Below are 26870 nucleotides of genomic sequence, written 5' to 3'. Positions count from 1 at the left end.
ATCATGGCTTTAACTGGTTCTATTTCAATTAACTCTCAAAATTTAGCTGCTGCCTACGTGGTTGTTAGCTCCATTACCCTAGAGGGGACTCAAGCACTGGCAATGTTTTCTCTGTATGCTAGCGCGGATGCTTATATTGCCGGTGCATTACCGATTATCACCTATCCTGGATATATTCCTTACTCTATGAGTCAGGTTCCGTTAGACGTGGTGGAAACCTCAAGCTATGCTGCGGGTTTATTCCCAGATTTTACTCGAGTCACTACTGCAAATAAAGCATCTGTTACTACTGTGTCTACAGACCGAGCTGCAATTCTAGCCGCTGCACAGGCTTCTCTTGCAGCCTCGACTAGCGCTTCAGGTGCCACTTCTACGACTGCAGCATCTTCAACGACATCAACAGATGCTGTCGCCAGTGATTCGGCATCGACTGCCAGTGATACCTCGGGGACTACAGAAAGTACTTCAAACTAATTGACAGTATTATTAATTTGTTTCCGCATTACTTATTATTTCTGCAGTCGAGATATAACTTAAATCCTCATGGAGTTAAAATGGATCGCCAAATCGTCTATCCAGGCGCAATTCCGCTTGAAACAGATCTATTAAATACCAATAAATATGCCTTAATAGGTTTGGCCAAACTGTCTTCATCAATAATGGGCGCCTCGACCTATTTTAGAGGGTTGGAGTGTACGCCATCCGATTCTGCCGCAATGACCATTGATATTGCTAAAGGCGAAATATATAGTCTGCAAAATATAGATGGAACCGCGTATTCATCAATTAATGCAGACACAACCAATTCAATTCTTAAACAAGGCATTATTCTTTCATCAACGTCATTTAGCCTATCGGCCCCGGAGACTGCGGGCCAGTCAATTAATTATCTTGTTCAAGTAACTTACAGTGATATTGATTCCGGCGCTGCCGTTTTGCCCTATTATAATACCGCGAATCCAACCGTTGCTTATAGTGGGCCTGCTGGATCAAGCGCTGCGCAAAATACCGTCAGGTCCGGCGTATGTAGCGTTTCATTAAAACAAGGCGTTGCGGCATTAACCGGCACTCAAGCTACGCCGTTGCCAGATGAAGGATATAACGCAGCCTGGATCATTGCTGTGGCCCAAGGTGAAACGGCTATTACTGCTGCTAACATTAGCGTTTCTCCTGACGCAACTTTTCTCCCGGCCAAGGGGATAGTTGATGCTGCACAGTCAAAGGTGATGACACACGGTGTTGATACCGGCGCGACCAATGCCTATTCCGTAAACTTTTCACCCGCAATTACTGCTTTGACGGATGGCATGGAGCTGACCTTCCTGGCAAATAGCAGCAATACTGCCGGAACCACTTTGGCCGTTAATTCTTTATCAGCTTCGCCACTGGTGAATATCGCGGGTTTAATTCTGGCTGGTGGTGAAATCGTTTCCGGCGGCTACGCTACGGTTAAATGGAATGCCGCGATTGACGTGTGGATGTTGATTAATTCAACGGGAATTGGGGCTTCATTAGCCAATCTGGGGCTGAGCTCGTTATCTTTGCAGGGGGGATTGTTGGGTATACCTAAAGTGTATACGACCAGTGGTACCTATACGCCGACCTCGGGGACCCGATTTGTGAAAATCACCTTGACAGGCGGTGGCGGCGGGGGTGGCGGCGCAAATGCCACGACTACTTCGCAATCCTTCTCCGGCGGCGGCGGTGGTGCCGGGGCCACAGTCGTCGCTTATTTTACACTAACCGGAGTTAGCCATTACGCCATTACGGTCGGGAAGGGCGGCGCGGGCGCAAGCAACGCATCTGCGGCTACCGGCGGTACCAGCTCTTTTGCTGGACTATATTCTGCACTGGGGGGCGAAGGGGCAAAACTTGTCTCCGTTACCCGTGCGGCGGGGGGTTCAGGCGGAATTGCTGCTGGCGGAGTTATAAATATTGATGGTGGATATGGTAACGACGGGCAGAACGGTGCTTTTTTGCTAACAGCAAACGGCGGCAGCTCCTATTGGGGCGGTGGAGGTCGCAGTTCAGATGGCGTGGTGGGTTTGGCTGGAGTGGCTTTCGGCTCTGGCGGTGGTGGTGCGTATGATGCTTCACTAACCGGAACTGCTTTTACCGGCGGTGCGGGTAAGACGGGCATCGTGGTTATTGAGGAATACGCATAATTACACACGCCAACAAACAGCGACAAGAAAGTCTGTGCCAACTTTTTGAATAAATTTAAAAATCATAAATCCGCTGCGGCGGGTTTTTTATTTTGGAGACATAAATGGATCGCCAAATAGTTTATCCGGGTGCCATTCCGCTTGATAAAGACCTGCTGTACACCAATAAAAATACCATGATTGGTCTCGCTAAATTATCAGCGTCACTAATGGGTTCATCAACCTATCTTCGAGGACTGGAATGTACGCCATCGTCGCCCGCCTCGATGACTGTCAATATCGCCGAAGGTGAAATTTATAGTTTGGAAAACATTGATGGTACGGCCTATTCCTCGCTGGATGCCGATACCGTTAATTCAATTCTTAAGCAGGGGCTGATTCTTTCTGCTACCTCATTTACTTTATCTGCACCAGCAACCACGGGCCAGTCAAGAAACTACCTTGTCCAGGTCACTTATACTGACATCGACACCGATTCTGAGGTTTTACCGTATTACAACTCTGGGAATCCCTCGGTGGCTTACAGCGGACCGGAGGGAAATGGTGCAACGCAGGATACCGTTCGCTCTGGAGAGTGTTCAATCGCACTTAAGGCCGGTGTTGCAGCCGTTACCGGGACACAAATCACACCCGCTACTGATAATGGATACACTGCTGCCTGGGTAATTACCGTTCCTGCGGGGGCGACCACAATTACCACAGCCAATATCTCACAGGCAGTCAGCGCGCCGTTTATTCCCGCCTCGGGTCTGGTTGATGGCATTCAGAAAAAATTACTGACCCACGGTAGTGATACTGGCTCTGCCAACGCCTATAGGGTGAATTACAGCCCGGCGATAGCAGCACTCACCGATGGGATGGAGCTGAGTTTCAAGGCGGCCTTTAGCAATACCGGAGCTTCTACATTTTCTCAAAACGGCCTGACGGTAAGCCCTATTTTCAGCGTAGGCGGCGGCGCATTAAAGGGTGGGGAAATAGTCTCCGTGAAGTGGTTTACTGAATTTGGCCACCTGAACAGAGGTGATATGCTCACCTCAGAACAACACAGGTGCTCCAATGAAAAGAAGAAATTTTAGTCCTGAATTCAAACGCGAATCTGCTCAGCTGGTTGTCGATCAAAACTACACCGTCTCTGATGCCGCTAAGGCTATGGATGTAGGTCTTTCCACGATGACGAAATGGGTCAAACAACTGCGTGATGAGCGTCAGGGCAAAACGCCAAAAGCTTCCCCGATAACGCCGGAACAAATCGAAATACGTGAGCTCAGGAAGAAGATGCAACGTATTGAAATGGAAAATGAAATATTAAAAAAGGCTACCGCGCTCTTGATGTCAGACTCCCTGAACAGTTCTCGATAATCGGGAAACTCAGGGCGCGTTATCCTGTGGCCACACTCTGCCATGTGTTCGGGGTTCATCGCAGCAGCTACAAATACTGGAAAAACCGTCCTGAAAAGCCAGACGGCAGACGGGCTATATTACGCAGTCAGGTACTTGAGCTGCATGGCATCAGCCACGGTTCGGCCGGAGCAAGAAGCATCGCCACAATGGCAACCCAGAGAGGCTACCAGATGGGGCGCTGGCTTGCTGGCAGGCTCATGAAAGAGCTGGGACTGGTCAGTTGCCAGCAGCCGACTCACCGGTATAAACGTGGCGGTCATGAGCACGTTGCTATCCCGAACCATCTTGAGCGACAGTTCGCCGTAACGGAGCCCAACCAGGTGTGGTGCGGTGATGTGACCTATATCTGGACAGGTAAACGCTGGGCGTACCTCGCCGTTGTTCTCGACCTGTTCGCAAGAAAACCAGTGGGTTGGGCAATGTCGTTCTCGCCGGACAGCAGACTCACCATGAAAGCGCTGGAAATGGCATGGGAAACTCGCGGTAAGCCCGTCGGGGTGATGTTCCACAGCGACCAGGGTAGTCATTATACAAGCAGGCAGTTCCGGCAGTTACTGTGGCGATACAGGATCAGACAGAGTATGAGCCGGCGCGGAAACTGCTGGGATAACAGCCCAATGGAGCGCTTCTTCAGGAGTCTGAAGAACGAATGGGTGCCGGTGACGGGTTACGTAAGCTTCAGCGATGCAGCTCACGCCATAACGGACTATATCGTTGGATATTACAGTGTACTAAGACCGCACGAATATAATGGTGGGTTACCACCAAACGAATCGGAAAACCGATACTGGAAAAACTCTAACGCGGTGGCCAGTTTTTGTTGACCACTACACCGGTGGCAGCGTGGTGCTTAAATGGAATGCGACACTCTCTGCCTGGTCTCTGATGAGTACGACCGGAAGTGGTGCTCAATTAGCCAACCTCGGTATTGGCAGTGGAACCTTCAAAGGCTGGCTGCTGGGGGCGCCAAAAGTGTTTACTGCCAGTGGCACCTACACGCCAACTGCCGGCACCAAAATGATCCGCGTAACCGTTACTGGCGGCGGTGGTGCGGGCAGTGGTTGTCAGGGAACGACGACTGCACAAACTATTTCTGGTGCTGGAGGCGGTGCCGGAGGCACGGCAATCAAGACCATGGCGATAACCCAAAGTTCTAGCTATCCAGTCATCATTGGTGCTGGTGGCACTTCGGTTACAGGGGCAAGTGTCAGTGGCGGCAGCGGTAACCCGTCTTCGTTCAATGGGGAGGTGATTGGCTACGGAGGTGGCGGTGGCGGCGGAGGTGTTACAGCGTCATCGGCCGGAGGAGTGGGAGGGGCATCTTCAGGCGGGGACATTAATATCAGCGGTGGCTATGGCAGTGATGGTCAGTCGGGTACTTTTGTCTTTGCAGGAAACGGCGGCACATCATTCTGGGGCGGGGGCGGTCGCGCGGGTTCTAGTTCTGGCTCTGTCGGGCAAGCTTACGGATCAGGCGGCGGAGGTACATATTCCAGTTCTGGTACAGCGCAAACAGGCAGTGCCGGTAAATCAGGCATTGTTATCATTGAGGAATTCTCGTAGATATTACATTACTGTTTGAATTCCAACGCGTTAAATAATCCGCCCTGTTGAAAACCAATATCTAAACCAGCCGATGCGATACAGAGAATATTGCTGTCACCAAGGGGCATTTCGCCCCCTGGTTTGCCATTGTTACAGCGGACTTTTAGGTTCTTCCTCTTTTAAAGAGGCGAAATTATCAATTGATTGCTGGCTGATAGTTTCATCGGCTTTTTCAATCAATGAAGTCATTTCAAGTAGTTCCTGGAATTTGGATAATAACAGTTCAGCATCTGATTTAATCAAATCATCCGAGGAGGCGAGCACCGAGTTGATGGCTTTACTTACGCTGCCTATCATCTCGGAAGGGCCTCCCTCTTTGCCAATCGTCAGCATCAGCGCGCTTATCAGCAGGGATTGTGCTTCAACCTGTGCAGTAAGCTGTTTATATTCTGCATCCATTGTAGATATTTTGTTGAGCATATGAATGATGACGTTTCTCATAAATACCCTTGGATCAAATGGTTAACTGCAATCCTAAACCATCGAGGTGACATATCCTCTGAAGTTTACTAAGCGAGTCCTTTTACGGAAAGCTTAATATGCCAGAAACAATGTCTTTTATGATAGCGAAGCATCACACTCATTGCGCAAATCCTATAAAAAAACCCACCAAATGAACTGCACCCCAAAAGTTGGATACCCGACTAAGTAAGGTGCAATTTTTATGAGCAAGTATTCTCTCAGCTTTAAGCTTCAGGTCGTGCGGCACTATCTCTCCGGGCTGGAGGGGCAAAAGGCCACGGCAAAACGCTTTGGTATCGATCACAGTACCGTTCGTAAATGGTCTGCCGCCTGGGAACTTCATGGTGAAGCCGGGCTGACCACCCGCCATTTCTCCTATTCTCCGGCCTTTAAAGAGTCCGTTATTTTGCATATGCGTGAACACCGCCTGTCCGTTCGCGAAGTCTGTGCAAAGTTCCCTATCCCTGCTTTTTCCTCGGTTTGCCAGTGGGAACGACTGTATGATGAAGGCGGTCTTGAAGCCCTGACAGACAACCGCCGCAGGAAAAAAATAATGCCGGAAAACCCTGAAAATAAGCCAGCCGCCCCTTCGCAAACGGACCTTAACTCGGACGAACGTGAGGAGCTTGAACAGTTACGCGTTGAGGTGGCCTATCTAAAAAAGCTGCAGGCCTTGCTCAGGGAAAAAAACGCGGCAAAGCCGCCGGCAATGTTCTGAACCGCCAGTTCAGCGTGGACAAACCCAACCAGAAGTGGGTAACGGACGTGACGGAATTTAAGATAGGCAGGGAAAAGCTGTATTTATCCCCGGTTCTCGACCTGTATAACGGTGAGATAGTCGCGTATCAAATGGAATCTCGCCCGCGGCTGTCGATGGTTGACGATATGTTGACTAAGGCTTTGTCGGTTCTGAGCGAGGGCGAATATCCGCTGCTGCACTCAGATCAGGGCTGGCAGTATCAGCTGGGGCACTATCAGAAACGTCTCAGGGAAGCAGGGCTGAAACAGAGCATGTCACGAAAGGGAAACTGCTATGACAATGCGGTGATAGAGAGCTTCTTCGGCACGCTGAAAGCGGAGTGCCTGCGTCTGGATGAATATCGAAATATCAGCGAGTTACGAGCAGGTATTGAGAAATATATCGACTATTACAACCATGAAAGAATAAAACAAAAGCTAAAAGGCCTGAGTCCGGTAGAGTACCGAACCCAGGCCCAATTAGACGCCTGACATAAACCTTCCAACTTTTTGCGGTCAGTTCACAAAGGCGGGTTTTAGCATGGTATGTTTTCAGAGCTAGGCTGTTTAAGTGATGCTAAGTCGTTTTAGTGATGATAGTAGCCGCCACCACCGCCGCCGTGATAGCCACCGCCGCGATGACCATCGTGATAATAACCTGGCCAGAAACAACCACTCAGTGAAGCAATAACCAGCAGAACGCTAACCGCTTTTAATGCATTTTTCATGATCTACCTCCAATAAATTCATATTGAAAGTATCCAATATTCAACGTTTTTATCTATCAACTTTATCTTAAAAAAAAGAGTTAAAAAAAGAGATAAAAAAACCCACCAAAAAGGTGGGCGGAAAGAATTTCCAAAAATTTACACACATATGCTAATGATAGCGTTGGTTATCATACCATTTAGTTATTGTTCCGCATGTAAACTCTTTGTAAGCGTTCGTTAAATAAACACTAGTTCTTAACAAGGGTTTTATTCATCCTGCTCATACTTTAAGTAAGAGATAAAAAAGAGAGTTAATCCGCATGATGACTTATTAATACATATAAATAATCAGTAGGAAATTTATTATCACTTACCTTTTTAGATCGATTTTTATACTTGGTCGTTACCGCTGGCTTCAAGTACCCGAGGTAAATTGTGTTCTATCCAGTCACTTAACTGAATGACTTGTTGATAGACTTCCAGCCCCAAGGGGGTGAGGGAATATTCAGTGTGTGGTGGCATCACCGGCAGCATGGTGCGATGAATGAACCCGTCTTTTTCGAAAGTTTGCAGCGTTTGTGACAGCATTTTTTCGCTGATACCGACAATTTTCTTTCTCAATTCGTTGAAGCGTAGAGTGTCTTTGTCTAACGCGATCAAAACCAAAATGCCCCATCGACTGGCAATATGCTGCAAGACTTGCCGAGAAGGGCAGTTGATATCCAGCAATTTCCCGTGCCTAACTTTCTGAATACTATTTATATTGCTGTCGCTCATAGGTTTATTTCCAACAAATTTAATACTAACAAAATTGTAAGTACTTACTATTGGATAGTATATATTTTATAGTGCCTGCCGTACAAGGTGTGAACATCAATTACCTCGGGCAAGCTGGTGTGCTGAGTCTGCAAGTTTCATTTCTATGCAAAATTTAGCGTGGCCAAAGTTCAACTTATGGAGAACATTATGATCGCAGTTACGGGTGCAACAGGTCAGTTAGGCCGTTTAGTCATTGAAGCATTACTCAAAAAAGTTCCTGCCGGTGAAATCGTTGCGGCGGTGCGCAATCCGGTGAAAGCTGAGGATCTCAAACAGTTAGGTGTTGTCGTTCGCCAGGCTGATTACAGTCAGCCTGAAACTTTAAAATCGGCGTTTACAGGAGTCGACAAGCTGTTGTTGATATCCTCTAGCGAAGTGGGGCAGCGCAGTGCTCAGCATCAGGCGGTAATAGATGCGGCAAAAGGCGCGGGCGTGAAACTGATTGCCTACACCAGCTTGTTAAATCTGGATAATTCGCCATTGTCGCTGGCACGCGAACACCGTGATACGGAGGCCGCTCTGCGCGCTTCCGGCATTCCTTTTGTGCTGCTGCGAAATGGCTGGTACACCGAAAATTATGCCGCCAGCATTGCGCCCGCATTGGCACACAACGCGTTTATAGGGGCCGCCGGCGATGGAAGAATTGCCTCTGCTCCCCGCGCAGACTACGCCCAGGCTGCAGCGAATGTGATTTTGGCCGATTCTCAGCAAGGCAAAGTGTATGAACTGGCTGGGGATGAAAGCTACACGCTGGCCGAATTTTCCGCCGAAATCGCACAGCAGTCTGGCAAAACGGTAAATTATGTGAATTTATCTGAATCAGAATTCGCTGCGGCGCTGAAAGGAGCAGGGCTGCCGGAAGGTTTGGCGGATATGCTGGCGGACTCAGATGCCGGTGCCAGTAAAGGCGCGTTGTTTGATGACAGCGCAACGTTAAGTCGTTTGCTTGGGCACGGCACGGGTTCTTATCAGGGCGTGATTGCCGCCACCCTTAAATCGCTGTGATCCGGATATTGCGCAGCCTGTAACAGGTAACAAAAAGGCTTCCCACAACAGAAGCCTTTTAATATGTTCAAAGAACTCGTTTAACGAGAAAACAAATCCCGACGCCGGCTCTTAACAAATTGAGCAACCGCGACCAGAATGCCAATCAGCAAGAATACGCCGAAGACACCTACCAGCCACTGCGGCATGCCAAGTGTCAGGAAGGTCCAGGATCTCTCTGCACAGTCACCCGTTGCTACAAACACGCTCGGCAGCCATTTATCCAGCGGCAACCAGCCTGGAAAACGGGCAGCAAAGTCACAGGTGACAAAAGGTGACGGGTGTAGCTGGATCATAGTGTGTTGCCATGACAGGCGCAGGCCCTCGGCGGCACTGTAAATCCAGATAATAATCGCGCCGTAACGTAGCCAGGTTGCCGGGGCAATGGCTCCGACGATGCCAGCACCAAGAATGCCAAACAGGGCGCAACGTTCATAAATACACATCACACAAGGGAGTAACAACATCACGTGTTGGAAATACAGCGCGGCCAATTCTAGAACAAGTGCGGTCAATGCCATCAACAGCCAAGCTCCGCGCCCCTGAGAGCAACGGTTAAGATATTGCAACATAGGTTTATCTTCCATGCAGTAAACTATCGACAGGCAGTGTAAACCAATTCACCCCAACTGCCAGTGACTTAAGGGAAAAAATGTCTTTGCTAAATGTTTAGAAGATATGTTGCACAAAACCGCTGTACAACGCACATTTCGTCCAAACCAATCTTAATAAGTAAGAAACAGAAGCTATAACCGAAGTTTTTCATCTGGTATGATGAGCTGAATTATAACTTCTTATAAGACAGCTGAAGAAGCTGTAACGGAAAGCCACAAACATGGTTATCAAGGCGCAGAGTCCTGCCGGTTTTGCCGAAGAATATATTATTGAAAGTATTTGGAACAGCCGATTTCCTCCAGGTACTATTTTGCCAGCAGAAAGAGAGCTTTCTGAACTTATTGGTGTCACCCGTACAACGTTGCGTGAAGTGTTGCAACGTTTGGCGCGTGATGGCTGGCTGACCATTCAGCACGGCAAACCCACTAAAGTGAACAACTTTTGGGAAACCTCGAATCTCAATATTTTGGAAACACTGGCCCGTCTCGATCATGAAAGCGTGCCACAGTTGATCGATAACCTGTTGTCTGTGCGAACCAATATCGCGACCATTTTCATTCGCAAGGCAATGCGTTCCAATCCTGAAGAAACACAGCAGGTATTGGCCAAAGCCTCGATAACGGACGATACCTCAGAAGCGTTTACCGAACTTGATTACGGCATTTTCCGCGGATTGGCATTTGCGTCGGGTAACCCGATTTACGGATTGATTATTAACGGCTTGCGCGGTCTGTACACTCGCGTTGGGCGCTATTATTTCTCCAATCCGGCTGCCCGCAAGCTGGCAATTGATTTTTATCAGCAGCTTTCCACTATTTGTGAAGAGAAAAAGTTTGATCAAATAGTCGACTGCGTGCGCAGTTACGGTAGGGAAAGCGGTGCGATTTGGCACAGTATGCAGCTTGCCATGCCCAAAGATTTAGCGGATCAACGCCGTTAAGCCGAGTGAAAGTTTACTAGAAGGGCGCCTGAGCGCTTGATACCGGCGGTTAACACTGGCTGGTATCACGCGCTCAGGCGCCCTTTTTTGCTTTCTACTAGCTGATAAAAATACTTGCCATCAATTACAGTGCAGAAGGGCGAGCCGGACAGCGTTCCAGCATCTCTACGCTGCCGTCCTCGTTTAACTGCTCCATATAGACGTCGAATCCCCACAGTCGATGAATGTGTTTCATCACTTCGCGGCGGCTCTTGTCCAGCGGCGCACGATCCTGCGGAATGTAACGCAGGGTTAAAGAACGGTCGCCGCGCAAATCCACGTTCCAGACTTGGATGTTCGGCTCGTGATTGCTCAAGTTGTACTGCGCTGAAAGCTCCTGACGAATTGCCCGATAACCTTCTTCATTATGAATAGAGGAAATCTCGAGATAATTGTTGCGATCGTCGTCGAGCACGGTAAACAAGCGGAAATCACGCATGACTTTTGGCGAAAGGAACTGACTGATAAAGCTTTCGTCTTTGAAATCCCGCATGGCGAAATGCAGCGTTTCAAGCCAGTCAGAACCCGCGATGTCCGGGAACCAATATTTATCCTCCTCGGTCGGAGACTGACAAATACGTTTGATGTCCTGGAACATGGCGAAGCCCAGAGCATACGGATTGATACCGCTGTAATACGGGCTGTTGTAAGGCGGCTGGAACACCACATTAGTGTGGCTGTGCAAGAATTCAAGAATAAAGCGATCGCTGACTTTTCCCTCATCATACAGATGGTTGAGAATGGTGTAGTGCCAGAAAGTCGCCCAGCCTTCGTTCATGACCTGAGTCTGTTTTTGTGGATAAAAATACTGGCTGATTTTACGCACGATACGCAAAATTTCGCGCTGCCAAGGCTCAAGCAGTGGCGCATTTTTTTCCATAAAGTACAAAATATTTTCCTGCGGTTCGGAAGGGAAGCGGCGCACCTGTTCTGGCGCATCCTCTTTATCCTTGCGAGGCAGGGTTTTCCACAGGGTATTTACCTGACTTTGCAGATAGGCTTCGCGACTTTCCTGGCGGGCTTTCTCTTCAGTCAGCGAAATTTTCTGCGGACGTTTATAGCGATCGACGCCGTAGTTCATCAGCGCATGGCAGGAGTCGAGCAAGCGTTCCACCTCTTCCTCGCCATAACGCTCTTCACAGCGGCTGATGTAACGCCGTGCAAAGATCAGATAGTCAACTATTGAGCTGGCATCGGTCCAACTGCGGAACAGGTAGTTATTTTTGAAAAATGAGTTGTGGCCATAACAGGCATGGGCAATAACCAGCGCCTGCATGGTGATGGTATTTTCTTCCATCAAATACGCGATACAAGGATTGGAGTTAATCACAATCTCATAGGCCAGACCTTGCTGACCGTGCTTATAACGCTGTTCGGTTTCGATAAACTTTTTACCGAATGACCAGTGGGTATAGTTGATAGGCATACCGATGCTGGAATAGGCATCCATCATCTGCTCGGAGGTGATTATCTCGATTTGATGCGGGTAGGTTTCTAGCCGATAACTCTTGGCAACCCGGTCAATCTCTTCCAGATAGGTCTGGAGCAACTCAAACGTCCAGTCTGGTCCATCACTCAAACGTTTGTCTTCAGTTTTATGTTCCTGGGTCTTTGTCGTCATCAGCGCACCCTCAGTCAGTTACGGACGCAACAGTGTTTTAAATATATGCATCCACTATTAATCGTAGCTCAATCTCAACCTCGTGCAGGCCGTAGAGCATATTTATATGCTTTTTCATTGCCTTAACGATTTAACAATTTTAGCTGGGGCAAACCGGGGGATGAGACTTTTCCCCGGTTACGAAATCTATATCCCTAGCGGCTGATGGTGTCAATGACAAAGCAGAAGAATGCTTTGTAAAGAAATTCTTATGATTCAATCTCGGCGCGGCCCAGCGCCGACTTTACTCGGAAATTGAAAAGAAAATGACTGGCCAAAGCCAGAATACATACCCCTGCTGCTCCATACAGTAGAACCCCACTGAATCCTGAAATCAGCGCCTCTCGCGCTACAGAGGCCAGAGCCGGTGGTAAAGAGTTTTCGCCACCGGCCAATTTTTCGGCAAGAGATTGCAGCCCTTGCATACTATTCTCTGCAGGAAGAGCTTCGCACAACGCCAGCTTTACTCCCGCAACCAGCAGCGTTCCCATCATGGCGATATTGATTGCCAAAGTAATCAGTCTGGCGCTCATGTCCATTCCCGAGGCCATACCGGCCCGATTGGCAGGTAAAGCGCCGGTAGTCGTATGGGTTACCGGAGTATTTGTCAGCCCCAGCGCTACTCCGGCCACCACGGCACCCGGCAGCACGCCAATAGTCCCATGCAGTCCGAAGTACATTAGCCAAAAACCTATGCCAATCCCCAGCAATCCGGAGGGAATTACTTTTCCTGCGCCAAATCTTGAAACCAGTCTCGTGGCGAGCGGCGGCATTAGCAAGGTAGGCAGGGTGTAGGCCAATAAATAAAGTCCCGCGGTCACAATGTCGTAGCCCAGTACCGTCTGAAAATAGATGGGCAGATAAATCATAAACGGCCAAAAACTGAAATTCATGCCTATTGACCCCAGCAACGCGCCAGAGAAAGCGCGGTTACGGAATACGGTAAAATCAAACATAGGATGCGGATGGCGGCGCTCGATATAAATGAATATCATCAGGCACAGCAAAGCAATGCCGACAATGAACAGTCCACGATCGCTGAGATAGCCTATTTGTCCGCCCTGGGTGATATAAAATGTCAGGCTCAGCACCGTGGCGGTGAGCGAGACGACTCCGCCAACGTCCAGCTGCTGATTTTCGTGATCGCGCGATTCCTCGACATTTTTATAAGCCAGCAAGCCAGTGATTATTGCGATCACCACGTGGATCAGAAAGACCCATTGCCAGCTCGCCAAAGCCACAATCAGGCCGCCAATCATTGGCCCAAATCCCAGCCCGAAACCAAACACAACACCCCAGGCGGTAAACGCCGTATTGCGTGCTTTCCCAGGTGGAAATTGCGATGACAGAATGGCAATCAGACAAATTAGCATCGCGCCACCGCTCATTCCCTGCAGAAAACGGCCAAAGATAATCAATGAGGGAGAATTTGCAGCGCCACAGAGCAAAGACGTCAGGCCGAATCCTGTAATACTGATTAAAAATAAACGCTTGCGACCAAAACGATCCGCCAGTGTTCCGGTCGCCATCAGTACGGTGGTGCAGGCCAAGGTATAAGCATTCATTATCCATTGCAGCTGGGTAAAGCTGGCGTGGATTTGCTTTTCAAGTATTGGCAGGATTACCGGAACGCTGGATATCTCCAATCCTGACATCATCGCGGCCAGACACACGGCAGTAAGCGCCAGTTTGTTTCGAGTCGAAAGTAAAACGGCCATAAGAAAGTCCTATCACGCTGTAAAGGCGGTCAGCATGAAAGATTCGAACAATACTGGAAATATGTGGTTGTGCCATATATCGTCAATATTATGCCAATGAGAAACCCGTGAATTATGCCAACACTTTCCGTAACACCTGTGTTTAATCGACGATTAGTGCTTCTAGCCTATGAAAGGCTGTGTACTTTCGAATTTGGGATTGCCGTTGAGGCTTTTGGTCGGGCGGATGAAACTACCGGCGAGCCGCTGTATGAGATGGCCGTTGCTTCAGTTGAAAATGGAATCTTTGCCGCGCAGGGGGGAATACGGCTGGTGGTGGATGGTGGCCTGGAACTGCTGGAAGGTGCAGGGACCATCGTTATTCCGGGCTGGCGCAGTATTGACGAACCGCCAACTGCCGAGTTAATTGCCGCTTTACAGCAAGCTCATGCCAGTGGCGCGAGGATTGTATCGATTTGCGCTGGAAGTTTTGTGCTGGCCGAAGCCGGGTTGCTTGACGGCAAACGCGCTACTGCCCACTGGAACAGTACTCAGGCGCTGGAGGATCGTTACCCGGCAATCAAGGTGTGCCACGGCGTGATTTATGTCGATGAAGGCAGCCTGATAACCTCATCGGGAGGGGCTGCGGGCGTTGATCTGTGCCTGTATCTCATACGTCGTGATTACGGAACGGTGGTGGCGAACCGCGCGGCACGCAGGATGGTTACGTTTTCCCATCGTGAAGGAAATCAGGCGCAGTATTTGCCCCAGCCGGTGAGCGGCCGAGAAAGCAAAAGTCTTTCGCCACTGCTCGAAAGTCTGCGCAGTCGACTGGATAAACCGCTGGCGATTGCCGAGCTTGCCGCGGAAGCCGGAATGAGTCGCCGCACTTTTCTACGTCGTTTCCAGGAGACTACGGGCACGAGTCCGGGGGAGTGGATGCTTGGCATCAGGATACAAAACGCCTGCCGACTTCTTGAAAGCCAAACTCTGAGTATTGAGCACGTTGCCGAACTTGCGGGTTTTGGATCGGCGGAAACGCTACGCCACCATTTTCGTCAACGGATGGGGATTACGCCAACGCAATATCGCAAACAGGCAGTGGAATCACAGCCGATTCAGCATTCCACCGTTTGATCTCTCGGCGTGGCATGAAAATCGGGATTATAAATCTCCATGCTCGTTAAAAGGGCATGCCATGGTGCAGAAACAGAGAATCTCATTTAATAGCGGTTGGGTAGTTGAATATTTCAATTTTTAGCCACTAACCCAGTATTTAATCCTGAGTATAGGTGCGCTTTGTGACGGCCAATTGCCCTTGATAGCAATGATAGCATTGCTATCAAAATGCCAGAAATTGCTTCCAATTAGCAGAAAATGTTGCTGTATATCGTTATTTAGTCGCGCCTATTGAAAAATTATTCAGTTTCAACGATAAATGTTTGTGAAATTCTTCACAATTCTGGCTCTGAATGTTGGGTTAACGCCGTTTTCAGGTTAACTTCTGCGCCAGAATATTATGCTTTGTAGTAAGCCGAACTGGAGTCGAGTATGCGAGTGGTGATTTTAGGCAGTGGTGTAGTAGGTGTCGCCAGTGCATGGTATCTGGCAAAAGCGGGACACGAAGTTACGGTGATTGACCGTCAGTCCGGCCCGGCAGAAGAAACCAGCGCAGGTAATGCCGGTCAGATCTCACCCGGTTATGCCGCTCCGTGGGCCGCTCCTGGCGTTCCGTTAAAGGCCATCAAGTGGATGTTCCAGAAACACGCGCCTTTGGCAATTCGTCTCGACGGCACCAGTATGCAGTTGAAATGGATGTGGCAGATGCTACGTAACTGCGACATGAATCATTATCAGACCAACAAAAGTCGCATGGTGCGTTTGTCGGAATACAGCCGTGACTGCCTCAGGGCTTTGCGTGAGGACACCGGCATTCAGTATGAAGGTCGTCAGGGCGGGACATTGCAGTTGTTCCGCACCGAACAGCAGTTCGCCAGCGCCGCTAAAGACATTGCCGTGCTGGAAGAAGCCGGGGTGCCTTACCAGCTGCTGGAGTCGAGCCAGTTGGCTACCGCTGAACCTGCATTGGCGCAGGTGGCCCATAAGCTGACGGGTGGCCTGCGTTTGCCTAATGATGAAACCGGTGACTGCCAGCTGTTTACTCGTCAACTGGCTGAAATGGCGCGTAAAATCGGCGTGAAATTTGAATTTAATAAAAGCGTGGATCGCCTTTTGGTTGAGAATGGCCAAATTTCAGGCGTGCAGTGTGGCAGTGAAATCGTAAAAGCCGATGCTTATGTGGTGGCCTTTGGGTCTTATTCCACCGCGCTGTTGGCCGATTTGGTGTCGATCCCGGTTTATCCGCTGAAAGGTTACTCACTGACTATACCTATCGCGGACGAAGCCTCCGCGCCGTTTTCTACCGTGCTCGACGAAACCTATAAAATCGCTATTACTCGATTCGACCAGCGGATCCGCGTAGGCGGGATGGCGGAAATTGTTGGTTTTAATACTCAACTGGCCAAGGCGCGTCGAGCAACGCTGGAAATGGTGGTTAAAGATCTTTACCCCAACGGTGGCCGCGTTGAAGAGGCGACTTTCTGGACCGGTCTGCGCCCAATGACGCCAGACGGCACGCCAATTGTTGGTAAAACCACCTTGAAAAATCTTTACCTGAACACCGGGCATGGAACTTTGGGGTGGACCATGGCCTGTGGTTCGGGTCAGTTGCTTGCCGATATTATGTCGGGCGTGACTCCGGCAATTCCGTCAGAAGACTTGTCTGTGGCGCGTTATAGCGCCGACTTTATTTCGCACAATGATAAAGCCCATAAAATGCATCCGGTAGGCTAAAGCTTTCTGAGTCGGAATATAAAGATAAAGGTCCGCCGCATTCATCACGGCGGGCGAAAAGAGTTATTTCAGGAGATTTCATGCCACGCCCGATTTCTGCCATCCTGTCGATGTCAGCGTTACAAAACAATCTGCAGGTAATTCGTCGCCACGCCCCGCAAAGTAAGGTTTGGTCGGTGGTTAAAGCCAACGCTTACGGCCACGGCATTGCGCGTATTTGGCAAAGCCTGGCAACAGCGACCGATGGTTTTGCTTTACTAGACTTTCATGAAGCCATTTTGCTCAGAGAGGCCGGTTGGCAAGGCCCGATATTGCTGCTTGAGGGCTTTTTCAGCCCAGAAGATTTGTTAGCCATTGATCACTACAGTTTAACTACTGCCGTGCACAGCCGTTGGCAGTTGGCGGCTCTGGCAGCAGCAAAAGTTACTGCGCCGCTGAATATTTATTTAAAAATTAACAGCGGGATGAATCGTCTTGGATTCCAACCTGCTGAAATTAATGAAGTCTGGCATCAACTACGCGCATTGCCGCAGGTTGGTGAAATAACGCTGATGAGCCATTTTTCCAGTGCAGACAGTCTGGAAGGAGTTAAGGCTCAGGAAGATATTATCGAAAAAGGTACCCGTCAGCTGCCTGGGCCACGTTCGCTGGCCAATTCTGCGGCAACTTTGTGGCACCCACAGACACACCATGATTGGGTTCGCCCGGGGATTATTCTTTATGGAGCCTCGCCCAGCGGCAATGTACAAGATATTGCCCATACTGGCCTCAAGCCGGTGATGCAGCTTCGCAGCGAGCTTATCGCGGTGCAACATCTTCAGATTGGCGATCGCGTGGGTTACAGCGGTCGCTATCGCGCTGAGCGAGAGCATCGTATTGGCGTGGTGGCTTGTGGTTACGCTGACGGGTATCCACGCCATGCGCCTAGTGGAACTCCGATAATTGTTGACGGTGTGAAAACCATAACACTCGGGACCGTTTCAATGGATATGCTGATGGTTGATCTTACCCCTTGCCCGCAGGCTAAAATCGGTTCGCAGGTTGAACTGTGGGGCGATCGGTTGCCCATTGACGAGGTGGCTCTAGCGGCGGGCACGCTGGGATATGAACTGATGAGCGCACTGGCTCCCAGAGTGCCGGTTATCGTAGCCTGATTTTACTCAGCTTTTGAACTGGCCCGCTCGGGCCAGTTTCTAATTCAGAGCCGCAATTTTACCTTTAATCCTTTTACTGCGACGTTTTGCCGTCCAGGCCCAGACAAAAGCGGTCAGCATCACCAGCGCCAGACTGGCCTTAGGCGGCAAAGGCAGTGCCATAGCAATCAGCCCAAGCGCCGCACCGCCAGCCATTTGTACAAATCCTACCAGAGCTCCGGCAATACCTGCCTCGCTGGAATAGGGCTCAAGCGCGTAGCTGGTGGCCGGTCCAATAACAAAAGCTAATCCCGCACAGGCGCTGGCAACCGGAAGCATATAAGCCCAGGTCGACAGCTGAGTCTGGTCCGATAACATGGCCAGCTCGGCGAACAGTGCGATGCCGCCTAGCAGCATCAGAATAGCCCCGGTAGCCAGGCAGGTTGGCCGTCCTACTTTGCGAATAACTTTACTGGCGATAAAACTCATCAGCATGATCCAAAAGCCGTTAGCGCCAAAGACCAGTGAAAATTGCAGCGGAGTCAGGCCTCCGTTGGTCATCAAAACCGTAGGTGCCAGCGAAACATAGGTCAGCGCCATTCCCATTGCTCCGGCATTCACCAGCGCAAAAATCAGGAAATTGCTGTCACGCAAGATACGCAAATATTGCCGCAATGGCAGGCTGCCGACCTGTTTGGTATTGGCAGGGCGAGTTTCTGCCAACAAAAACACCACCAGTAACAGGGTGATCAGGGTATAGCCGCACAGTGCCCAAAACGGCGCGCGCCAGCCATAGTATTGAGCAATAAGCCCTCCGATAAGAGGGGCTAAAGCAGGGACAATATTTAACGTTCCATTAAGAAAACCAAAGGCGCGTGCGGCGTCATCGCCCTCCAGCCTGTCGCGTACACTACTGAAAATCACCACCGAGGTGCAGCATACGCCAAGGCTTTGTACTACGCGTGATGCCATAAATAACGCGGCGCTAACGGCTGTTGCAGCCATCACCACTCCCAGCATGTAAAGCAGAATACCGGCGATGGCAACCGGGCGACGTCCATAGCGGTCAGCTAAAGGGCCTGCCAGTAACTGTCCGATGCCCAGCACCAAAATAAATAATGAAATAGAAGATTGGATCAAGCTTTCGCCGCTGTTCAATCCGCTGGCAATTGCCGGAATAGCAGGAAGATAGAGATCGATGCCTAGCGGACCAAGCAGAACCAGAGTCAGTAATAAAAAAAGGAATTTTTGCATTTGTTACCGCGCATCCATTCGAAAAAGGGAACAAGAGTAATGATTTCGTTATGAAATGAAAAGCGATGCGTGGGATCTATTACACAGAATTGGGATGCAGGCCGAGGGGATGGCTATCAGGACATCTGGAGAGATGTCCTGATTATTCACAACAGCTAGAAAGCGTTATTTCCAGAAATCATCAAACACGGTGATTGGCGGCTGACGTTTATGTTCAGTACGCAGATACCAATTTTCTATAATTTTGACATATTGGGTATCAACTGTTTTGCCTTCCAGATAATCATCAATCAGCTCATAGGTCACCCCAAGAGCCGCTTCATCAGGCAGTGCAGGGCGGTTATCTTCAAGATCGGCAGTGGGAGCCTTGGTATATAAATGTTCAGGGCAGCCTAAATGTTTAAGCAGCGCTTTCCCCTGGCGCTTGTTTAAACGGAAAATAGGGTTGATATCGGTGCCACCATCGCCGTACTTGGTGAAGAAACCCGTCACTGCCTCTGCAGCATGATCGGTGCCCACGACGACACCGGATTTCATTCCTGCAATACTATATTGCGCTTTCATACGCTCACGAGCTTTTTCGTTGCCCTTGATAAAATCGCTTAATTCGATACCCGTATCACGCAGGCTGGCTTCGCTGGCCAGGATAGCATTCTTGATGTTTACCGTTAACACATTGTCTGGCTTGATAAAGTCGATAGCATCAAGGCAGTCGGACTCATCAGCTTGAACACCATAAGGCAGCCGTACAGCATAAAATTGGTAACCGGCTTCTGGCAATTCATTTCGTAATTCATTAATTGTCGTTTGGCAAAGTTTGCCGGTAAGAGTAGAATCCTGCCCGCCGCTAATGCCCAATACCAATGATTTTATGAAAGGGTGGGCGCGCAGGTAACTTTTAAGAAAATCGACGCTGACGCGAACTTCCTGCTCGGCATCGATTTGTGGTTTAACGTGCAGAGCCTGGATTATCTCTTGCTGAAGTGCCATGACCATTCCTCCTGAGAGCTGCCAGCGAAAACCGCGGCAAATATTTTTGAATTAGACAGTTAGTTTAAAACTAACCTGCTCCGGAAGAAAGGACAAGGTACGGGGTTCAAGAATGACGTTGAGAGTAAAGAACAATCCTTTAAAGCGTAATGTTTTTGTATGTTTGATTTTCAGAAAATATACAACCTTAGGAATGTTCTAAAAAATCAGAAGGTAAAAGGATATTACCAGCCTGGTGTTGTATATTTGTTGACTGTTAATTATGCAAAATGCCATCGGTTAGTTCTGCATTAAAGAGAGTGTGCAGAGGATGGTATTTAAAAAATCACCCGCTTAATCTTGTTATTTGCCTTACATTCATTGGGGATGCAAAATGTTTTTTAGTGTTGTTCGTCGTTTACCCGCCTGTGCCTTAGTTTGTGGTGCGGCACTGTTTAGTGTTTCAAGTCTTGCAGACACCGATGTTTTCACTGCATTGGACAACCCTGCTACCGCGAAGAAAAACTTCGATGGTAACGTGCAGGCGGGTTACAGCGCACAGACCGGCAACACAAGTAATAATAATCTGAATGCCAATACCACCATGACTTGGTTCCAGCCAAACACGGCTTACAGTATTTGGGCTTCAGCCGTTAATACTTCCTCTTCAGGCGTTCGTTCCTCTGAAAAATATCAGGCTGGTGCTCGTACTCGTTATAACTTGTCAGACGTTAACTATCTGTTTGGTCAAGCAAACTGGTTAACTGACCGCTTCAATGGCTACCACGCGCGTGATACTGCAACGCTCGGTTATGGTCGTCAGATCTGGAACGGCCCCGTTCATACTCTGAACCTCGAAGCCGGTCCGGGCGTCCGCCATGATGAATTTACCGAAGGCAGCAGTACGACAAAACCGATTGCTTACGCATCCGGTACTTATTCCTATCAGATTAGCGATACTGCTAAATTCAGCGAAGGCGTTTCAGTTCTAGCCAACGATGATACTACGTTGAACTCTGAGACTGCGCTGTCAGTAGCTATTAACAAGAGCTTCTCATTGAAGCTGGCTTATAACGTGACTTATAACACTAAGCCACCATCCAGTGCGCCAGATAAGACAGATACTGTGACCTCAATTAACCTGGTATACGGACTGTAATCCCTTAGTTAATTAGTTTTACCACTTAATAGTGTATTTAAAAAAGCCAGCCTTCGAGCTGGTTTTTGTATTTTTAGTGATAAATTGCAAAAAAATTATAAAAAATGCTTTTTGCTAGCAAGATGACATATGGGACGGAGTCAACGATCAAAAATTTCCAGCAATAATGAAGATTAGTTTGACATCAAATATTTCCATAACCAGTGATACGACAGATAACCCATGCAGGCAAGCACTTGAGCGTCAGGTTTCAAAAGTCCTAAAGTTTGTCCGTAATTTTGTGGTGTGTTTGTTTTAATGAAAAATTGCTAGCAAATTTTTTTTGATATTGTAATCAGTTTTACACTATTTATCAAACTGCGGGCGGAAGCTTTCCGCTGGTTTAATTAGCAGCTGTATATGTTAGTTTTAAAGGGGAATAGGCCGTACTGGTTAAATGGTGAGCGGTTGTAAAGTGAAAGATGAGACTTGAATAGATGAAAATTTTGTTAATTGCACGTTTTTTAATCGAGCACTCAATTTCTAAGATTAAAGATATGAGATTTAGCTCACTTTTTTTCAACACCATGGCCCAGAAAGCTACATAGCTTTTAAAGTATGAGATTTCCATCACTAATTCGGGTGATATTTTATGTCAAGATTTTCTTAACATAACTAGCAAGGATTAAGAAAATGATGAAAATGGAACAAGAACACTCACTGATGACTTTCAACGAAAAGGTGTGGTTAGGTATTTTTGCCGTCTGTTCGCTGTTCTGGATGTCCTTGGTCGCAGCGGGTGTCTATGCGGTTGTTTCATGATTCAAGAATGATGAAGCTCTGCATGCAACGTGCCTTGAAATGCCTGTACAATTTATCTTTGATTTCGATGTCGTAGATAATTTACTTGAACGATGATGAAATTATTTCCTCTTAAAATTTCAAGTAAGTGCAGGTAGTACTAACGTCAAAAAAGATTTGATATTCAACCTATTACAATATTCATCATATTTACACGGGAAAAGTTTTCTTTTTCCAAATAACATTACCTCTATTTTTAAATTTAAAAATAAGTTTAGGAATAGTCAGTGAAAGAATTATTGAAACAATAAAAAGAAGAAAGCTTAAGAGATTATTTTGTGATGTTGGGGAGTAATTAGCATAATAAACAATGCTAAGTACAGTCAATGTTACTCGCGACCACAAAATTATTCTTCTCTCATTACGGCTAATATGCCCCTCTATGCGTTCACTGCCGCACTTTTTACAGCGAGTTATATCTTGTTCCAACTCATTTTCACAAAAAGGACAGCAGTTCACTTCTGTAAAATTTTTGTTGTTCATAAATAGTTCCCACGTATTAGATTTTTAATCGATAAGCGTTGTCTAAATCCTCCATTGGGATATGTGATAAACAATCACGCCACTTATCACTTGATACTGGTTAAGCTGGTTTAAACGGATTGTGACAATGTTAGTCAATTGGAATAATAGAGTACTCTCAAACCTTACGTCATTCAATGGCGCTATGGTTAAATAGCATATAGTGCTTAACTTGAGTTGGTGTCAGTTACACTCTTCAGCTTCAATAAAGTATTAAGATGTTTCTAATTCCTCAATGAAACAGCAAGTGAGAAATGCTATCTAGCTCTAGTCTAATCACAAATATCCCTTAATATTTTCAAGCTACATCATTACAATAATAAGATGCACTATCGAATATATGTCGATTGTGACTTAACTCATATTTATTTTATAAATACATAATAGCCATATTTAGTGTAAAAGCTATTCAAATCGAATTGGATATTTTTTATATTAATCTTCTCATTTGTATTCAAGGGGTTACATTATTTGGGTTCGGTGCTGAGAATGTTGATTCTAGAAATATTTTAAAAATTAAAAACGCTTAAAATTAAGTGTTACTTAGAGTTCAAAAATTATTCATTTTAAATGCGTACTTTTAATTGATTAGTTTTTTTAACATTATTTAATATGATTAAATGAAAAAAATTAATGTAATAGTTCAGGATTACTCAAATTGAATTAACCCGTTATTTTAATGATCAATGGAACGATTTAAGTTAATTATTCTCTACATTTAGATGTGCTAGTAATAGTTTCATTGGATGCTTTTTCTATATCGATGTTTTGTGTTATGAAATAATAGTTCCCACATTTCAAACCTTTACCAAAAGTTTTCATTTATTGTTAAATTTATATAAGAATTATTTTAAGTATGAGGAGAGGGTATGTCGCAAGATAGGCATAAAAAAGCCGGAGCAAAATTCTGTCCGGCTTTTAGTTTGATAATGGGTTTAGTTATCTGCCGTTTGCTTATGGAAAAGTTCGCGGAATACAGGATAAATATCTTCCTGCTCGCGAATATGTTGCATCGCAAAGTTCGAGAAATGTTGCTGTAAAACTTCATACTCGCGCCACAGAGTCTGGTGCGCGCGGCGGGTTATTTCGATGTAACTATAATAACGCACCATTGGCAAGATCTTCTGAGCCAGCAGTTGGTGGCAAAGTGGCGAATCGTCTGCCCAGTTATCACCATCGGAAGCCTGCGCAGCGTAGATATTCCACTGAGCAGGGTCGTAGCGTTCCTGAATAACTTCATCCATAAGCTTCAATGCACTTGAAACAATGGTGCCCCCGGTTTCCTGAGAGTAGAAGAACTCCTGTTCGTCCACCTCTTTTGCCTGGGTGTGATGACGGATGTAGACAACGTCAACGTTTTTATAAGTCCGACTCAGAAACAGGTAGAGCAGAATATAGAAACGTTTGGCCATGTCTTTGGTTGCCTGATCCATGGAACCTGATACGTCCATCAGGCAGAACATCACCGCCTGGCTGGAAGGTTCGGGACGGCGCTCGTAATTTTTATAGCGCAAGTCGAAAGTATCGATAAACGGAACCTTGGCAATTTTCTGCCGAAGTTCGGCTATCTCTTTACGCAGCCGCTCCTCCTCCAATAGTTGGGCAGGCTCAGTGTTTTCAACTTCATTAAGTGTGTTTTCAAGCTCACGCAGTTCGCGCTTTTTACCCGCAGACATCGCGGTACGGCGAGCCAGCGAGTTTTGTAATGAACGGACTACGCTAATATTTGCCGGTACGCCGTTTGAGGTGTATCCGGAGCGGTGGGTTTTGAATTCGGTAAGCTGCTTGTACTGATTCTTTTTCAGATTGGGCAGCGCAAGGTCCTCGAATAACAGATCGAGATATTCATCTTTTGAAATCTGGAAGGAGAATTCGTCCTGACCTTCACCGTCCTGACTGGCATCCCCTTGACCACTTCCGCCGCCACCGCCGCCCTGAGGACGCTCGATACGGTCGTTAGTGATGAAGTGATCGTTGCCGGGATGAACACGGTGGCGCAAACCACCGCGGCCCTGGTGGAACATGGGTTCGTTGATATCTTCATTGGGGATCGAAACAGACTCCCCGCTGCTCACGTCGGTTACCGAACGCTTATTGATGGCTTCGGCGATCGACTGTTTTATTTGCGACTTATAGCGGCGCAAAAAGCGCTGGCGGTTAACCGCGCTTTTATTCTTGCCATTCAGTCGACGGTCAATAAAGTACGTCATATAGCCCCCAAACAACGTTGCCAACGATCCCCGCTTTACTGAGATTGCCTTTTACGATGACTTCCTGACACGCAGATACCACTCGCAAAGCAGGCGAACCTGTTTGCGCGTATATCCTTTTTCCATCATTCGATCGACAAAGTCATCATGTTTTTTCTGTTCGTCAGTCGATGTCTTGGCATTAAAGGAAATAACAGGCAGCAACTCTTCGGTATTGGAGAACATTTTCTTCTCGATAACCGTGCGCAACTTCTCGTAACTGGTCCAGTTCGGATTACGGCCACTATTATTAGCACGGGCACGCAGCACAAAGTTGACGATTTCGTTACGGAAATCTTTAGGGTTACTGATACCCGCCGGTTTCTCGATTTTTTCCAATTCCGCATTCAGAGCCTCGCGGTCGAAGAGCTGACCGGTGTCTGGATCGCGGTATTCCTGATCCTGGATCCAGAAATCGGCATACGTGACATAACGATCGAAAATGTTTTGTCCGTACTCAGAATAGGATTCCAGGTAGGCGGTCTGGATCTCTTTACCGATAAACTCGGCATATTTAGGGATCAGATAGCCTTTCAGGTGCTCAAGGTATTTTTCGGCAATGTCCTGCGGGAACTGTTCGCGCTCGATCTGCTGTTCAAGAACATAGAACAGATGTACCGGGTTGGCGGCAACTTCTGCATGGTCAAAGTTAAATACCCGAGACAGAATTTTAAAGGCAAACCGCGTTGACAGGCCGTTCATACCTTCATCGACGCCTGCGTAGTCGCGATACTCCTGGTATGACTTGGCTTTCGGATCAGTATCCTTAAGGCTTTCACCGTCATAAACCCGCATTTTCGAATAGGTGCTGGAATTTTCTGGTGTTTTCAAACGTGAAAGGATAGAGAATCGTGCCAGCGTTTCCAGAGTTCCGGGCGCGCATGGGGCGTGTACCAGCTCACTGTTGCTAAGCAGTTTGTCGTAAATTTTGATTTCTTCCGACACGCGTAGGCAGTAAGGCACCTTCACAATGTAAACGCGGTCAAGGAATGCTTCGTTGTTCTTGTTATTACGGAAAGTCACCCACTCGGATTCGTTGGAGTGAGCAAGAATGATCCCGTTGAACGGCAGGGCAGAAATACCCTCGGTTCCGTTATAGTTACCTTCCTGAGTAGCGGTTAGCAGCGGATGCAAGACCTTGATTGGTGCCTTGAACATCTCGACGAATTCCATTACCCCCTGGTTGGCACGGCACAGTGCGCCGGAATAACCGTAGGCATCCGGGTCGTTCTGGGCGTGATTCTCGAGTTTACGAATATCGACTTTACCGACCAGCGCAGAGATATCCTGATTATTTTCGTCACCCGGCTCTGTTTTGGCGATTGCAATCTGCTCGAGAATACTCGGCCAGACTTTAACCACTTTAAATTTGGTTATATCGCCGCCAAATTCATGCAGACGCTTCGCGGCCCATGGCGACATGATAGTGCCAAGGTAGCGGGTAGGGATGTTGTATTCTTTTTCAAGAATATGGGCATCCTCCTGAGGATTAAACAGGCACAGAGGATGATCATTCACCGGGCTGCGTTCGCCGTTGGCACTCAGTACGTAAATGGGTACTCGTTGCATCAGAGCTTTAAGTCTTTCAGCCAGAGAGGACTTACCGCCACCGACCGGACCCAGCAGATAGAGGATTTGTTTTTTCTCTTCCAGACCTTGAGCGGCGTGTTTGAGGTAAGAGACAATCTGCTCGATTGCATCCTCCATGCCGTAAAACTCTTCAAAGGCAGGATAGCGTGCGACGACGCGGTTGGAGAATAGACGCGACAGGCGTGGTTCAAGCGCGGTGTCGACCATGACGGGTTCACCTATTGCCATCAACAGGCGTTCCGCGGCGTTAACATAAGCACTGCGATCTTGCCGAGCGATGGTAAGAAATTCCTGCAGTGTGAACTCTTCATCCTTGGCAGCTTCATAGCGCTGGCGATAATGGTCAAATATGTTCATAGATGCCCGTCCTTCGTTATTTAGCACAGGTTAAAGAGAGCTTGAAATG

22 protein-coding genes and 1 pseudogene are annotated in these 26870 nt (G+C 47.8%); 12 read left to right on the top strand and 11 right to left on the bottom strand.

The window, feature by feature from the left end:
- Nucleotides 1–3 precede the first annotated feature (3 nt).
- The 5 genes from AB3G37_RS13160 (at nt 4) to AB3G37_RS13140 (ending at nt 5129) form a co-directional block, all read left to right on the top strand.
- On the top strand, nt 4–474 hold the full coding sequence (locus AB3G37_RS13160) for a hypothetical protein (RefSeq protein WP_369788055.1): 471 nt from the start codon (nt 4–6) through the stop codon (nt 472–474).
- A gap of 80 nt (nt 475–554) precedes the next feature.
- Nucleotides 555–2165 (top strand): phage tail protein, encoded by a 1611-nt coding sequence (locus AB3G37_RS13155; RefSeq protein WP_369788054.1) that lies wholly within the window; start codon nt 555–557, stop codon nt 2163–2165.
- 104 nt (nt 2166–2269) lie between these two features.
- On the top strand, nt 2270–3241 hold the full coding sequence (locus AB3G37_RS13150; RefSeq protein WP_369788053.1) for a hypothetical protein: 972 nt from the start codon (nt 2270–2272) through the stop codon (nt 3239–3241).
- A protein-coding gene (locus AB3G37_RS13145; protein ID WP_369788052.1) for an IS3 family transposase occupies nt 3222–4390 on the top strand; the annotation gives its coding sequence in 2 pieces (ribosomal slippage) (nt 3222–3471 and nt 3471–4390; 1170 coding nt in all). The genes AB3G37_RS13150 and AB3G37_RS13145 overlap by 20 nt, the downstream gene beginning before the upstream one ends.
- A gap of 22 nt (nt 4391–4412) precedes the next feature.
- Complete coding sequence (locus tag AB3G37_RS13140; RefSeq protein WP_369788051.1) at nt 4413–5129, top strand: hypothetical protein; 717 nt, start codon at nt 4413–4415, stop codon at nt 5127–5129.
- Between the two features lie 132 nt (nt 5130–5261).
- Here the strand turns inward: AB3G37_RS13140 and iraP are convergent, their stop codons facing one another.
- On the bottom strand, nt 5262–5612 hold the full coding sequence (gene iraP, locus AB3G37_RS13135; protein ID WP_369788050.1) for an anti-adapter protein IraP: 351 nt from the start codon (nt 5610–5612) through the stop codon (nt 5262–5264).
- 223 nt (nt 5613–5835) lie between these two features.
- Between iraP and AB3G37_RS13130 the strand changes: the two are divergent.
- Nucleotides 5836–6863 (top strand): annotated as a pseudogene (locus AB3G37_RS13130) (IS3 family transposase).
- Between the two features lie 95 nt (nt 6864–6958).
- Here the strand turns inward: AB3G37_RS13130 and AB3G37_RS13125 are convergent.
- On the bottom strand, nt 6959–7099 hold the full coding sequence (locus AB3G37_RS13125) for a hypothetical protein (protein ID WP_369788049.1): 141 nt from the start codon (nt 7097–7099) through the stop codon (nt 6959–6961).
- 372 nt (nt 7100–7471) lie between these two features.
- Entirely contained in the window at nt 7472–7858 is a 387-nt protein-coding gene (locus AB3G37_RS13120; RefSeq protein ID WP_369788048.1) for a winged helix-turn-helix transcriptional regulator, read from the bottom strand.
- 189 nt (nt 7859–8047) lie between these two features.
- Here AB3G37_RS13120 and AB3G37_RS13115 point away from each other — a divergent pair, with 189 nt between their 5' ends.
- The gene (locus AB3G37_RS13115; protein WP_369788047.1) at nt 8048–8905 is read left to right on the top strand and encodes an SDR family oxidoreductase; all 858 of its coding nucleotides are present in this window, start codon (nt 8048–8050) and stop codon (nt 8903–8905) included.
- Between the two features lie 80 nt (nt 8906–8985).
- On the opposite strand, the gene dsbB is transcribed toward AB3G37_RS13115, so the two are convergent.
- Entirely contained in the window at nt 8986–9516 is a 531-nt protein-coding gene (dsbB, locus tag AB3G37_RS13110) for a disulfide bond formation protein DsbB (protein WP_009638040.1), read from the bottom strand.
- A gap of 263 nt (nt 9517–9779) precedes the next feature.
- On the opposite strand from dsbB, the gene fadR reads away from it, so the two are divergent.
- Nucleotides 9780–10499 carry a fatty acid metabolism transcriptional regulator FadR gene (fadR, locus tag AB3G37_RS13105; RefSeq protein WP_369788046.1) on the top strand — a complete coding sequence of 240 codons (720 nt, stop codon included), beginning with the start codon at nt 9780–9782 and terminating at the stop codon, nt 10497–10499.
- A gap of 124 nt (nt 10500–10623) precedes the next feature.
- Here fadR and AB3G37_RS13100 read toward each other — a convergent pair whose 3' ends face one another.
- Nucleotides 10624–12159: a SpoVR family protein gene (locus AB3G37_RS13100; protein ID WP_009638038.1), complete on the bottom strand. Its 1536-nt coding sequence runs from the start codon at nt 12157–12159 to the stop codon at nt 10624–10626.
- Nucleotides 12160–12407: 248 nt separating this feature from the next.
- Entirely contained in the window at nt 12408–13916 is a 1509-nt protein-coding gene (locus tag AB3G37_RS13095; RefSeq protein ID WP_369788045.1) for an MFS transporter, read from the bottom strand.
- Nucleotides 13917–14030: 114 nt separating this feature from the next.
- Between AB3G37_RS13095 and ftrA the strand changes: the two genes are divergently transcribed.
- The 3 genes from ftrA to dadX all read left to right on the top strand — a co-directional run bounded on the left by ftrA (nt 14031) and on the right by dadX (nt 17902).
- Complete coding sequence (gene ftrA, locus AB3G37_RS13090; protein ID WP_369788044.1) at nt 14031–15032, top strand: transcriptional regulator FtrA; 1002 nt, start codon at nt 14031–14033, stop codon at nt 15030–15032.
- A gap of 414 nt (nt 15033–15446) precedes the next feature.
- On the top strand, nt 15447–16748 hold the full coding sequence (locus tag AB3G37_RS13085) for a D-amino acid dehydrogenase (protein WP_009638035.1): 1302 nt from the start codon (nt 15447–15449) through the stop codon (nt 16746–16748).
- Between the two features lie 80 nt (nt 16749–16828).
- A complete protein-coding gene (gene dadX / locus AB3G37_RS13080) occupies nt 16829–17902 on the top strand; it encodes a catabolic alanine racemase DadX (RefSeq protein WP_369788043.1) in 1074 nt (357 codons plus the stop codon).
- A gap of 39 nt (nt 17903–17941) precedes the next feature.
- Here the strand turns inward: dadX and AB3G37_RS13075 are convergent, their stop codons facing one another.
- Together AB3G37_RS13075 and nadE are read right to left on the bottom strand one after the other, a co-directional pair.
- Nucleotides 17942–19135 carry a multidrug effflux MFS transporter gene (locus AB3G37_RS13075; protein WP_369788042.1) on the bottom strand — a complete coding sequence of 398 codons (1194 nt, stop codon included), beginning with the start codon at nt 19133–19135 and terminating at the stop codon, nt 17942–17944.
- 165 nt (nt 19136–19300) lie between these two features.
- Nucleotides 19301–20125: an ammonia-dependent NAD(+) synthetase gene (gene nadE, locus AB3G37_RS13070; protein ID WP_369788041.1), complete on the bottom strand. Its 825-nt coding sequence runs from the start codon at nt 20123–20125 to the stop codon at nt 19301–19303.
- A 373-nt stretch (nt 20126–20498) separates the two neighbouring features.
- Between nadE and AB3G37_RS13065 the strand changes: the two genes are divergently transcribed.
- Nucleotides 20499–21263 carry a YdiY family protein gene (locus tag AB3G37_RS13065; protein WP_009638031.1) on the top strand — a complete coding sequence of 255 codons (765 nt, stop codon included), beginning with the start codon at nt 20499–20501 and terminating at the stop codon, nt 21261–21263.
- Nucleotides 21264–22253: 990 nt separating this feature from the next.
- On the opposite strand, the gene AB3G37_RS13060 is transcribed toward AB3G37_RS13065, so the two are convergent.
- The 3 genes from AB3G37_RS13060 to yeaG all read right to left on the bottom strand — a co-directional run bounded on the left by AB3G37_RS13060 (nt 22254) and on the right by yeaG (nt 26821).
- Nucleotides 22254–22586, bottom strand: a complete 333-nt coding sequence (locus AB3G37_RS13060) for a hypothetical protein (RefSeq protein ID WP_369788040.1) — start codon at nt 22584–22586, stop codon at nt 22254–22256.
- 974 nt (nt 22587–23560) lie between these two features.
- A complete protein-coding gene (locus AB3G37_RS13055) occupies nt 23561–24835 on the bottom strand; it encodes a YeaH/YhbH family protein (RefSeq protein WP_369788039.1) in 1275 nt (424 codons plus the stop codon).
- 51 nt (nt 24836–24886) lie between these two features.
- Nucleotides 24887–26821 (bottom strand): protein kinase YeaG, encoded by a 1935-nt coding sequence (yeaG, locus tag AB3G37_RS13050; RefSeq protein WP_009637962.1) that lies wholly within the window; start codon nt 26819–26821, stop codon nt 24887–24889.
- Nucleotides 26822–26870 lie beyond the last annotated feature (49 nt).

The sequence above is a fragment of the Rouxiella sp. WC2420 genome (genome assembly GCF_041200025.1).
GTDB lineage: Bacteria > Pseudomonadota > Gammaproteobacteria > Enterobacterales > Enterobacteriaceae > Rouxiella.
Note: the sequence above shows the minus strand (reverse complement) of the source record. Positions and strands in the feature narration are given on the sequence as shown.